This window comes from Brachyspira hampsonii (assembly GCF_001746205.1).
Taxonomy (GTDB): domain Bacteria; phylum Spirochaetota; class Brachyspiria; order Brachyspirales; family Brachyspiraceae; genus Brachyspira; species Brachyspira hampsonii_B.
In genome coordinates, this window is sequence record NZ_MDCO01000009.1 from 324,226 (window position 1) to 337,081 (window position 12,856).

Here is a 12,856-nt window from a genome sequence, read left to right on the forward strand (position 1 = left end):
TATGGATTATTTAGCTAGAGAAAGTTCGCCTTTTGAAGAAAATTTTTGGCAGAATATAGATAAAGTTGTTGTTGAAACAGCAAGCAGAACACTTATAGGAAGAAGATTTTTGTCTATTTACGGACCTCTTGGTGCAGGTGCTATAAGTGTTCAGTATGATAAAAGCGATAGAGAAGAAGTTTTTGAAGATGGTTTTGTAAAGACTTCAGGAAGAAAATCTGTTGAGCTTCCTCAGATTTATCAGGATTTTACTTTATTATGGAGAGATTTGGAAAATAATATTTCAAATAAACTTCCTTTAGATTTATCTATTGTATCTCAGGCAGCTCAGACACTTGCTAACAAAGAAGATAATTTAATATTCAATGGAAATGATTTTCTTGAATTAAAAGGAATACTCAATGCTGAAGGAGTACAAAAATTAAAAATCTCTGATTGGGGACAGGGTGAGAACCCTTATACAGATATAGTAAAAGCTATAAATATGATTAGAGAAAAAGGCATTGTAGGAAGATTTGTATTATGTTTAAGCCAATCATTATATTTTGATTTGCAAAGAATACAGCAAGGTACAGGAATGACAGAGGCACAGAGAATATCCAGCATGATTGGAAATCTTTATAATGTACCTGTTATTAAAGGAAAGAAAGCAGCATTGATTTGTTCAGAGCCTCAGTATATGGATTTAGCTGTTGGAATAGATATGTCTACTGCATATTTAGAACAGAAAGATTTAAATCATAGTTTTAGAATAATGGAAACTATTATACCTAGAATTAAAGACTCTAATGCAATAGTTGTTTTAGAATAGTTTGATTTCATAATAACTCTTTAAAAATTATAAGCCTGCAGGTTATATAAAATCTGCAGGTATTTTTATAAAAAATAATATTTAATATTTTAATAAATTAATTTTTTTCATCATTATTAGAATCATCAAAATTATTTTTATCTATATCTTCTTTAGTAATAGTTTCTTTATCATCATTGGTTTCAATAGTCATATTAGAAACTTTATCTTTCATAATAATTAAAATCATATCTTTCATATCCTCAGAAAACTCATCAATATTCATTTCTAATGTCATTGAATTAACCATTTTTTTTGATGATATTCCTGAAATAGGATTATATTCGATTTCTTCAATATTATCTTTTTTTATTTTAATTTCTAATTTTTTATTATTTTTACATTTTATAAAGAAATGAGCTATTTTATAAAACATTTCAGTTAAACCATTGGCATTTAATATGGCGGTAACTCCATAGCTATTAAGAATTAAAAATGCCTCTTTTACTAATTCAATAATTATAACAAACTCTATTCCAAAGCTTCCTTTTATAAAATTAGCATCTACTTTTACATCTACTTTTACAAAATTTTTATTAACAATTTCATTAATTTTTAAAAATATTTTTTCTACAGAGCTTACAATTAATGATAAATCAGAAGCATTCATCTGGTGATTATCAAACATTTCACCATCATACATAATTTTTAATCTAGCTATATGAGGATCATCAGTCTTATTTTTATATATTTCATTTTTATATTTATTATCATTTATTAAATATTTATTTAATAATAAGTCAACATTAAAATTTGAAGTCATTTCATTAACATATTTATTATAATAATCTATAAATCTAATATTATTATAAACATCGTAATAAAATATTTCATCAAAAATTGATTTATGGATTTTTATATTATTGTTACGTAATTCTAAATAAGAATCTAATAAATAAAGATAATTATCTATATTAGTATATTCATATCCAAGTTTTTTGGCCATTTTTAAATCATCTAGAATATCATGATAAAAATGGAGAAAATCTAAATAAAGAAAATCTCTTATACTATTAATATAGTTTGACATAATATAGAATTTTGATAATCCTCTATAATAATAGGCTTCAGAACAATATTTATCTAATTGAATTGCCTTATCCAAATATGATATACTTTCACTATATGATTTCAAATAAAAACTAATTATTCCTTTAGAATTAAAAATTATTAAATCAGAACCTTCAAAATCTAGTACTTTACTAGAATCTATAATAAATTTTGAATATAATTTAAGATTCAAATATGCTATTGCTCTGTATAAGTATAATTCTATATTCTTCTTATTATAACGATGTATTAAATTTTCACCACATATATGTATTACTTCTTCATATTCTTTTTTTTGTAATAATTCTTTTATGTATCTTATATCTATACTGCCCATAAATAACCTCAATAGTTTTTATGAATTATAAATTTATGAAATTATTTATTAAACAATATATAATATACATTTTTTATATTTATACTATTTATATTTTATTATTCTCTCTATTATTACACCTATTAATATGGTTGATAAACCCAATATTATAAAAAATATCCAAGTATTCATTTTCAAATAGAAATATTCAAAATATCTTATATAAAGATTAAGAATAACAAAAAATATTGAATACCCTACTATTAAAGAATTTTTTAATTTATAGCCTATTACAAAAATAATTATATCTATAAATAAAAATAATAAACTATATATTAACAATTCAGATGAACCGTATTCAAATATTATAGGCTCTGCATTATTTCCAAATATTGACATTATTGCAAGTATTATATTTAAATATAATATTCCAACCGTGTAATATATGATTGAAAAATTAGAATATCCATCTGAAATTTTTTTATTGATATCAGTTATTCCTATTAAAAACATTAATATGCTTGTTATAATAAATCTTATGTAATTATTAAGTGTTAAATCAATTCCAGATATATCGAAACCTTCAAAACCATACCAAGTTATTAAACCTATTATAGCAATAGATAATACAGCATAGTTTTTCTTTATATATGCTATTATAAAAAATAACATTATGCTTATAAGAGACAATAAAATAAAATTATCTTTATTATGAGTTATAATATATGATAAAGTAAAAATAAATGCTGATAAAAATATAGAAGAAATGGCTATTATTGCAGAAGAAGTTTTAGGTAAGTAAATATCTTTTCTTTTAAGTATTTCATCAATTATAAATCCTAATAAAAAAAGCAAAGCGAATAAAAATGCTATAAAATAAAGAGAAAAAATATAGAAACTTATAAAAGCAATAAATCCAATAGCTACCATTATAATACCTGTTATCATTATAGCTTTTATAATGGGCTGCCAATCTATATAATCATCTCTATACATTTTAGATAATACTTCAAACTGTTCATTAGTTATGAGATTATCTTTATTCCACTTTTTTAACTCTTTAAGTAAAAATCTCTTTTTGCTTCCCATGATATTTAATAGTCTTTAAATATTTGTGTTTTTATAAATTTCATATTATCCAATGTATATCTAGTATAATCATTATCATTATGATTCATACTTCTTAAAGCTCTTATATATTTAATAAAATTTATAAAAGTATTCATCAAATTGGCAGGAACAATATTTTCAATCTCAAGTTTTATATTATCATTAATACTGTCTGCATTTTCTAATATTATCAAATTGCAAAATTCATCTTTATGTTTGAAAAAATTATCCAAATCATTATTTTCCAAATATGAAATGAGTTCATTTAATTTATCAGATATTAATTGTAAATCTTTACTGCTCATATATACAATTAAATATTATAATCAAATAATTGCAATAGCTAAATATGAATATTTGTATAACATTTTAATAAATGTAATTAAATTTTACATTTATTAAGTTTTTATATATATTCACAAAAGACTATGTATAATATGTATTATTATATCTATAAAAATACATATTTTAAGTAAATTTTTTGTAAATTATATGTAAATTATATTGACAAAATTTGTATTTAGGCTATACTTATAATTGTAAAGATAATTTACATATAGCAAAACAATAAAAAATAAAAACAAAAGGAGATTTACTATGACTAAAAAATTATTCGCTTTATTAATAACTTTAACTATAATTTCTACTTCAAGTGCTTTTGCTGATTGGGTAGTACCAGCTTCTTCGCTTCCTCAAAATGCTAGAAGTTTCATACAGCAAATTTATCCGAATACACAAATATGGAAAGTAGAGAGAGATGACGGAAAATTTGAGGTAAAATTATCTAATGGAGCTAAAATAGATTTCTTATACAATGGTGATTGGCATAGCATAGATGGTGAGTATAATGCTGTACCATTCTCTGCTTTACCTGTTAATATAGCTAGCACTATAAGAAATACTTATCCTCAGGCTGCTGTAATAGATATAGAAAAAGAATGGGGTAATTATAAAGTTAAATTAAATAACTTTATGGAATTATTCATCTCTGCTAATGGAGAGTTAATCGGACAAAAATTTGATGATTAATAAAAATATTATTATGCATATTAATTTATGAAAAATACTAAAAATAAAAGAGAGAGTTTTTATAACTCCCTCTTTTATTATTTTAAATTAAATACTTTATTTAAAAAATTTAAAATCTATTTGTTTTCAGGTCTTAAAGAAGCCTTTAAATTAGAGAAAAACTCCTCTTCATTCATAGCCATTTCTTCAGGCAAATTCTCGCTCATTTCTTCTAAAAATACAGAAGGCGTACATTCAACCTTTCTTCCCATCTTGGTTCTGCTTCTGCAATATGTAAGAGTTAAATGCTTTTTAGCCCTAGTCATAGCAACATAACAAAGTCTTCTCTCCTCTTCCAATCCATTTTCATCTAAACTTTTCTGATGAGGCATAATACCGTCTTCCATTCCGCATATATAAACATAAGGAAACTCAAGTCCTTTAGCAGCATGTATACTCATAAGCATAATGCCTTTCTTTTTATCCTCTTCATCATTTTGCTCTTCTATGCTCATAAGTAAAATTCTATCTAAATAATTTTTTAAAGTAGCATTTTTATTAGACTTTTCATATTCAAGTATCCCATTCATAAGAGATTCTACATTCTCAATTTTCTTAGCACCCTGCTCTTTTGTATCGCTTGAATTTAAAATCTCATTATGATAAGCAATAATATCTAAAAATTTATTTATGTTCTCATATAGTTTAGGACGCTCTAAATCATTTTTATCAACAGTAAATAAATTATGATAATGCTCTATAACTTCAAGAAAATCTTTTATTCCTGCTTTAGCCTTAGGAGAAATTTCTTCCATACTCTCATAATTGAGCAATGTCTCATATAGTGAAACTCCATTTTTTATACTAGCTTCATTAAGATTATTTATAGCAACCGCCCCTATTCCTCTTTTAGGTATATTTATAACCCTAAGCAAAGATACCTCATCTTCAGGATTAACAAATAAATTAAGATAAGCAAGTATATCTTTAATCTCCTTTCTTTCATAAAATTGAAAAGCACCCACAACAGTATAAGGCAAACCTCTAAGTCTGAAAGCCTCTTCAAAAAGTCTTGACTGAGAATTCATTCTAAAAAGTACAGCAAAATCTTCATAATTTAATCTTTTGCTTATAGAATAATTTATTATAGAATCCGCAACAAATTGAGCTTCCTCCCGCTCATCTTCGCATGGCATTATAGTAGGAGGTATTCCTTCCTCACCTTCAGCAACTACTTTTTTATCTTTTCTTTGAGTATTATTGCTTATTACTGAATGTGCTGCCTCAAGTATTGCTTTTGTACTTCTGTAATTTTTTGTAAGCGTTACTATTTTTGCATCCGGATACTCATTTTCAAATGATAATATATTAGATACATCAGCACCTCTGAATGCATATATACTTTGATCATCATCTCCTACAACGGCAATATTTCTGTATTTTGATGCAAGCAAAGTTGTAAGTTTGTATTGTGCAAAATTAGTATCCTGATATTCATCTACCATTATATATCTGAATCTTTCCTGATATTTTTCAAGAACCTCCGGAAACTCTATATATAAATCTATTGTCAGATTAATAAGATCATTAAAATCAACGGCATTATATCCTTTTAAATAGCTTTGATAAACTTCATAAACTCTCTTAGCAATTTTTTCCAAATCATCATGAGGCTCCACTTCATAAGGCTTTATCAAATTATTTTTATATCTGTCTATATACCAAGCGAATAATCCCTCATCATAATTGAGAGTATTAACTTTTATTTCTCTTAAAATATTTCTTATCAAAGTACGGCTGTCAGATGAAGAATAAATGCTAAAATTATTTTTGTATCCTAACTTTTCAATATCTCCTTTCAGCACTCTAACACAAAAAGAATGGAATGTACTTACTACTAATTGCTTCGGCTTTTCTTTTAGTAATTTTGTTATACGCTCACGCATTTCAGCTGCAGCTTTATTGGTAAAAGTAACAGCGAGTATCTGACTAGGAAGAACTCCATGCTTTATTAAATATGCGATTCTCTCTGTAATAACTCTAGTCTTTCCGGATCCTGCTCCAGCCAATGCAAGCAAAGGTCCGTCAATATGTTCTACTGCTTGTCTTTGTTCTTCATTTAACATTAATGCCATAATAAAAAATACCTCTCATTTTGAAAAGCTATTATATATCATATTAAAATAATGTAAAATTTAGAATTCATATATTTTTGACTATTATTTAATTTTAAATAAAAAACTGTTTTCAAATATATTACAAAATGTATTAATTAAAATATTAATTTATTTACTCTATAATCTGATTATAAGAATTATTATTTAAATTATATATAATATTCATTAATTATTTATTACTTTAATAATTCTTAACTTAATATTTTTATAACAAATCTCTATATATAGATAAAACATATTTGATAAATTGCATATAAACTACTAAAATACATTTGCAAAAATATATTAAAATGATACTATAAACAATATAATTTTTTAAAAAGCAATTAGTTTAGTAAGGAAATAAAATGAATATAGAAAATATTAATGATATAAGAAAAAAAGTAAAAACTGTAAAAATTGGAAATGTTTTAATAGGCGGAAACAATCCCATTAGCATACAGTCTATGACAAATACAGATACTAGAAATATAAAAGATACTGTTGAGCAGATAAAATCTCTTGAAGATGCAGGAGTTGATATAGTAAGGCTTGCCGTTTTGGATATGGATGCTGCAAAAGCTATCAAAGAAATAAAAAATCAAACCAAAGTACCTTTAATTGCTGATATACATTTTGATTATAGATTGGCATTAGAAAGTATGAAAAGCGGTATTGATTCTTTAAGACTTAATCCGGGTAATATAAAAGATAAAGAAAAAGTAAAAGAAGTTATAAAAGAAGCTAAAGAAAGAAATCTTACAATAAGGGTTGGAGTAAATGGCGGAAGTTTGGACAGAAGCGTATATAAAGAAGTAACTCCTGAAAACATGGTGAAAAGTGCTGCTGAACATATAAAACTTATGGAAGATTTAGATTTCACAAATATAAAAGTATCTTTAAAATCTTCAGATATAAAAACTACAATAGAAGCTAATACTTTATTTAGAGAAAAATTCGATTATCCTATACATTTAGGCGTAACAGAGGCAGGTACTTTAAGGAGTTCACTCATAAAAAGTACGAGTGCTTTATCATATTTAATAATGCAGGGTATTGGCGATACTATAAGATACTCCATAACAGGAGATCCTGTAGAAGAAGTAATGGCAGGAAGAATGCTACTTAAATTTTTAGGCATAAGAAATGAACCTTCTATAGAAATAATATCATGTCCTACCTGCGGAAGATGTCAAGTTAATGTTGAAGAGGTAGCCAGCTTTATAGAAAAACATGTTCAGAATATCAAAAAGAATATCACTATAGCTATTATGGGCTGCGTTGTAAATGGTCCGGGAGAAGCAAGGCATGCTGATTTTGGAGTGGCTGGAACAGGAGACGGCAATTTTATATTTTTTGAAAAGGAAAATGAACCTATAAAAGTAGCTAAAGATAATATTATAAATTTCCTTACAAAAAAAATAGAAGAGTTCTAATAAATTTTCTTTATATATTGAATAATTTGTATTTATATAATGAATAAAAAAATAAAAGATATCATAATCAACATAAGAGAATCATATAAAAATAATCTGTATTTATTATCCGAAAAATTATTATCTGATATAGTAAAAGAAGATTTAAAATACTATAAATTGTATGTTCTATTTGCCTATTTAATGCAGTTAGAAAACGATGAAGATAAATTAAAAATATCCATTGAATACTTTTCAAAGGCAATAAAATCAAATAAATATTATTTATTAGCATATTGCTATAGATATAAAACCTGCAAAAAATTATTAGAAATATATAAATCAAAAAATAATGAATATACAAAAGAATTAGAACTATTAATGAAGCTGGATATAGAATATTTAAAAAATGTATCTAATAATTTTATAATAAAAAAACATATAAAAAATTTCATTAAAAATCCGCTATCCTATTATGATAAAGAAAAACTTATATTAAAAACTTCCTCTCAAATAAAGAACTATATAAAGTATTTTAATAGAGAAAAAGCGAAATATGATTATATAGACATAATGGAAAATTATAACTTTTTTATTAATAAAAATAATGATGATTATAAAGCCTATAATCTAAGAGGATTTTTAAAATATAATCTTAAAATATATGATGAAGCATTGGAAGATTTCAATAAATCAATCAGTATTAATTCAATACAGGCTGAAAGTTATTATAACAGAGCAAAACTTTATTACACATTAAAAAATTATGAAGAAGCTTTAAAAGGTTTCAGAAAGGCACAGAAAATATTCGTAAGAAATCAATTTGATTCGCCTTTAGATATAATAAAATGCGATCATTACATAGCTTGGTGCAATTATAATTTAGAGAGATCTGAAAAAATATTTTTGGATATTGAAGTAGATGATGATATTAATGATTTTTCTGAAGGCTACTATAATAGCGGCAAATTAAAATTCAATAAAAAAAATTATGAAGAAGCTTTAAAAATATTTTCTAAAGTGGATAAAAACAATAAAAATTATACAAAAGTAAAATATTATAAAAATGTATGCGAACATAAAATTAATAATAATATTAATATTAATTTAATAATTAATACTTTGAGATTATCTGATATTTATAAATATGAAAATGATTTTCATGTTGCAGGAAATTTATGCAATGAAGCTTTAGAATATATTGAATATTTAAAAGAGAAAAATGATTTTTGGTATTTCTATCTTAAAGGAATTGCTGTATATGAATTATATGATATATCTTTTTTAGATTATAAATTAAAAGAAGAAGCATTGTATTATCTTAATAAAGCCAAAGATAATATTGAAAAAGAAAGCAAATATTACCAAAGAATAGAAGAAATAATAATGGGGATTATAGAATATGGTATTTGATATAAATACAAAAAATATAGAATTCAATTATAAAGATTCAAAAAAACATATTTCTTCTTTGAAGGAGATAATAAATGCTAGTAAAAATATCTACATAATTGAAAGTGTATCCGGAAGAGAAAAAGACACTAATAAAGATTATAAAGTAAGAAAAGTAATCATAAAAAATAATGATATATTTGATTATGACAGTTCTGAAAAGATAAAATATATAAATAAAAATGAGATAATCAGCATAATAAATAAATCACATACATATTTTTTAAGCAGAGATGCCTTTATAGAATATTACAATATATTATATAACAATAAAATAGACAGCGAAGAATATATAAAAAGAATAAAAGAAAGAATAAAGCAAAGTCAATATATAAAATCAGTATTTCCGGCATATAAATTAAAAAGCAAAGAAAAAGGAAAAGAAGGTTATTTTTATTCTTTAGAAGAAATTGAGTTATTTGACATAATAGCAGAGTATTTTGAACTTGAGAGAAGTAAATTAAAAGATATTTTATACAGCAAAGATAATAATTATTATAATATCATAAATGCCAAAATAAAATGCTTATATAACAATATTCAAAATTACAAATCAAAAGATAATAATAAAATGATATATTATGATTATAAATTATACTTCATACCTTTTTATATTTTTGATAATTTCAAACAAGAAAAAATAACAGAAGATGAACATAATAAACTTTTAAAATCATACAAAAAATTTTATAAATCATTAAAAAAAGATAAGAAAGAAAAAAAAGAATATTTATATATGGGATTCAAAATAGAAAACAAAGAAACATTTTATAAAAAAAATCTTATAAAAATATTTGAAGTATTTTCTTATGAAGATTATAAAAATGATTCATATCTGGAAGAATATATTGACTTCAATAAAAAATTAATTGAATATCAGACAGAACATAATAGATATATAAAGAATTATACGAATTTTTTCAATGATAAAATATTAATTTTTTTATACTTTACAGATAGGATTTCTAATGATGACTTTTTATTTTTAAAAAAAAATATAGAAGAATTAAAAAAAATCGATATAGAAAATAATAATGAATACGAACCTATAAAGCTAACAAAAAAAGATGAATATTCAATTTATAAAATAATAATAAAAAATAACTATCACAAAACAGACATAGGATATATAGAGCTTTATAATTTCACAAAACATTATTACAAAAATTTTAAAGAACAATATACACGCCATATAGAATTAATTTCAAAATACAGCATATTCAAAAAAATTTTAAAATAATTTTTGAGGTATTTAAAAAAAAGCATACTTCAAATGCAATTAACAAAATATAGTTTATATTAACCAATCATAACTTATTAAAGGAAAATAATCTTTAATTGTTATAAATAAAAAATATTAATAAGGGGTTTTTTATGGAACACTTGAAAAAAATTATTTTCACAGCTGTATTAGCAGCAGCATTAAGCACATCGGCATTCGCTGAAAGCGGTTTTGAGTTCATACTCAATGTACCAGTAGGAATGTCAATATCAATAGATAATTATTATTCCAGTCATATTTCATCTTCTGGGGCAGTGAGTCAATCAGCAAATGTACTTTATAAAACTCCGGCAGGATTAGGATTTGATACAGGAATATCTGCTCAAGTAGGATATATGTGGCAGGTATTAAATAATTTCGGTATAAGCCTTTTAGGAGAAATAGGATACAGTTTTGATTCTAGTTTCGGACAATATAGTTTTGACCAAGCAAATGTAACTGACGGACTTAAAGTTCCTGGTGCTAATGATGAAGACATTGCTAGTGGGCTTGTTGGAAGATATCCTGATGGTTTTAAAATATCTACATACACACATAATTTAAAAATTGGTATATTACCTAAATTCAATATTAATGCATTTTCTATAGGTATAGGCGGCGGTATCATAGTTCCTATGGCTGTAAGCATGTATGGCGAACTTAATGGTGAAAGCGGAAAAATGGGCGGAGATAATGCTAAATATAAAATAGTAAATCCTGTAGGTTTTTATGGTAAAATAACTTTTGATTATTCAATATTCTTTACAGATAAAATAGCTATGAATATAGGTTTATATACAGGTGTTGATATGGTTTCAGGAACTGAAATAACTTTGGAGGAAGGAAGTATTGCTGGTCAAACTGAAAGAAGATATGACAGTTCAATACTATTTACTTATGATATAGGCTTACAAGTAGGTTTCAGATTCGGACCTAAAGCTTTTAATTAATTTTAGACATAAGCTGTTAAATTAAAACAATCAATATTATAAAAATCCTGTCTTATATTTTAAATTGTAAGGCAGGTTTTTTATTATTTTTATATTTACAAATTAAATTTATCAATATAAAAACCGAATTTTCTTTAACAAGAATATAAAATTTTAATAATTAAAGGTATTTATTATGAAAAAGATTTATATATTAATATTATTATTTATGATAACTATTAATATATACCCTAATACTTTAGACAATACTCATATTGATAAATATCTGCTCCTTACACTTAACGGCACTATAAATAACTCCCCTATAACTATGCATATAAAAATAAAAAATCCTAATTCTATTATTGAAGGTAAAATCAGAACAATAAAAGGGCATTATAAATATGTAAGCAATAATGATGCTGTAAAATTGGAAGGCAGTATTGATAAAAAAGGTATGACTATAAAGACTCCTAATAATGAAATTTTTGCTTTTACTTTTAATGAAAATCAATTATACGATATTATCAATTCAAAAAATGAAATGTATGTTAATTTAAATGGTAAATGGAGAAATAAGGATAAATCATCAGAATGCAGCATAAAAACTATAAAATTTATTCATTGTCTTTATGAAATATATATAGAAAAAGAATATGAAGGAAATGCCGGTGCTATAGGAAGCATATACATAGATGATAAATCTTTGGCAATTTATAAAGGAAATTTGACAAATATTACATTAAATGAATTAATCTCTGATATGAATGATAATCTCGATAAAAACCTAAAAACATATAATCAAAATGATAATTCAAACCATACTGAATTTTCTTATATTTCAGATTACTTTGATAATAATATATTTTCTATTATCAACTATTATGATGTATACTATTTAGAAAATGATATGATTTATAAATCTTCTGTAAGCATATTTGATATAGATTCATTGGTAAAAATAAATAATTACTTAGGAAATTTAGTATATGACACTGAAAAATTCAGAACTTTTTTGAAAAACAAAATAAAAGAACAAACAGACAATTATGAGAAAGATAATTTCTCAGAATATTTTGATGAATATATAACCTCACTTAATTATGCTGAAATATATTTTAATACTGATAGTTCTTTAACTATTCATTTCTTTTTTACAAAAGAAAAGATAGAATATAGTTTTATAAATATAAATATTGATGAATTAAAACCTTATATAAAGCCTGACAGCTTTTATAAATATTTATTTTCTAATTAGATACTGATAATTTTATTATCATACATAATAATAAAATATTTACAAATTATA

General features: G+C 23.9%; 11 protein-coding genes. 7 read left to right on the forward strand and 4 right to left on the reverse strand.

The window, feature by feature from the left end:
* The first annotated feature begins 1 nt into the window (after window position 1).
* The gene (locus tag BFL38_RS06640; protein ID WP_008723064.1) at window positions 2-811 is read left to right on the forward strand and encodes a family 1 encapsulin nanocompartment shell protein; all 810 of its coding nucleotides are present in this window, start codon (window positions 2-4) and stop codon (window positions 809-811) included.
* 97 nt (window positions 812-908) lie between these two features.
* On the opposite strand, the gene BFL38_RS06645 is transcribed toward BFL38_RS06640, so the two are convergent.
* From BFL38_RS06645 to BFL38_RS06655, 3 genes are all read right to left on the reverse strand, one after another.
* A complete protein-coding gene (locus BFL38_RS06645; protein WP_069726316.1) occupies window positions 909-2,237 on the reverse strand; it encodes a tetratricopeptide repeat protein in 1,329 nt (442 codons plus the stop codon).
* An 84-nt stretch (window positions 2,238-2,321) separates the two neighbouring features.
* Window positions 2,322-3,305, reverse strand: a complete 984-nt coding sequence (locus BFL38_RS06650; protein WP_069726317.1) for a DUF2157 domain-containing protein — start codon at window positions 3,303-3,305, stop codon at window positions 2,322-2,324.
* Between the two features lie 5 nt (window positions 3,306-3,310).
* The gene (locus BFL38_RS06655; protein WP_069726318.1) at window positions 3,311-3,631 is read right to left on the reverse strand and encodes a hypothetical protein; all 321 of its coding nucleotides are present in this window, start codon (window positions 3,629-3,631) and stop codon (window positions 3,311-3,313) included.
* Window positions 3,632-3,923: 292 nt separating this feature from the next.
* Here BFL38_RS06655 and BFL38_RS06660 point away from each other — a divergent pair, with 292 nt between their 5' ends.
* The gene (locus BFL38_RS06660) at window positions 3,924-4,355 is read left to right on the forward strand and encodes a PepSY-like domain-containing protein (RefSeq protein WP_069726319.1); all 432 of its coding nucleotides are present in this window, start codon (window positions 3,924-3,926) and stop codon (window positions 4,353-4,355) included.
* A gap of 116 nt (window positions 4,356-4,471) precedes the next feature.
* Here BFL38_RS06660 and BFL38_RS06665 read toward each other — a convergent pair whose 3' ends face one another.
* Window positions 4,472-6,469, reverse strand: a complete 1,998-nt coding sequence (locus BFL38_RS06665) for an ATP-dependent helicase (RefSeq protein WP_069726320.1) — start codon at window positions 6,467-6,469, stop codon at window positions 4,472-4,474.
* 389 nt (window positions 6,470-6,858) lie between these two features.
* On the opposite strand from BFL38_RS06665, the gene ispG reads away from it, so the two are divergent.
* From ispG to BFL38_RS06690, 5 genes are all read left to right on the forward strand, one after another.
* Window positions 6,859-7,926: a flavodoxin-dependent (E)-4-hydroxy-3-methylbut-2-enyl-diphosphate synthase gene (gene ispG, locus BFL38_RS06670; protein ID WP_069726321.1), complete on the forward strand. Its 1,068-nt coding sequence runs from the start codon at window positions 6,859-6,861 to the stop codon at window positions 7,924-7,926.
* 39 nt (window positions 7,927-7,965) lie between these two features.
* On the forward strand, window positions 7,966-9,318 hold the full coding sequence (locus tag BFL38_RS06675; RefSeq protein WP_069726322.1) for a tetratricopeptide repeat protein: 1,353 nt from the start codon (window positions 7,966-7,968) through the stop codon (window positions 9,316-9,318).
* The gene (locus tag BFL38_RS06680) at window positions 9,308-10,597 is read left to right on the forward strand and encodes a hypothetical protein (protein WP_069726323.1); all 1,290 of its coding nucleotides are present in this window, start codon (window positions 9,308-9,310) and stop codon (window positions 10,595-10,597) included. Before BFL38_RS06675 ends, BFL38_RS06680 begins: the two co-directional genes overlap by 11 nt.
* A gap of 134 nt (window positions 10,598-10,731) precedes the next feature.
* Window positions 10,732-11,568, forward strand: coding sequence for a hypothetical protein (locus BFL38_RS06685; RefSeq protein ID WP_069726324.1), 837 nt, complete (start codon window positions 10,732-10,734; stop codon window positions 11,566-11,568).
* A 175-nt stretch (window positions 11,569-11,743) separates the two neighbouring features.
* Entirely contained in the window at window positions 11,744-12,805 is a 1,062-nt protein-coding gene (locus BFL38_RS06690) for a hypothetical protein (protein ID WP_069726325.1), read from the forward strand.
* Window positions 12,806-12,856: the final 51 nt, after the last annotated feature.